The following is a 218-nucleotide window of genomic DNA, read 5'->3' on the forward strand; positions in this document are numbered from 1 at the left end:
GCGCCAGTGATCGTGGTGCTGACGGTGCTGCCATTGTTGTAAACGTCATTGGCCGCAGTCGGCACGTTCACGGTGCCGACGGTTTCGCCAGCCGCAATGGTGATGGTCGAGCCGTTGGACAGGGTGACGGTTACCGGCGTCTGGGCTGGATTAGTCAGCGTCGCGGTGTAAGTGATCTGTCCGCCTTCAACGACGTTGTTGGTCGCGGTCAGGGTCAG

Annotated in this window: 1 protein-coding gene; it reads right to left on the bottom strand. The window is 61.0% G+C overall.

Features of this window, described 5'->3' with window-relative positions; all coding sequences use genetic code 11:
* Nucleotides 1-218 (bottom strand): immunoglobulin-like domain-containing protein (locus AC4IHP_RS27950; RefSeq protein ID WP_490833299.1); only part of this gene is annotated, 218 nt, incomplete at both ends.

This window comes from Pseudomonas sp. UF-293, from assembly GCF_058245595.1.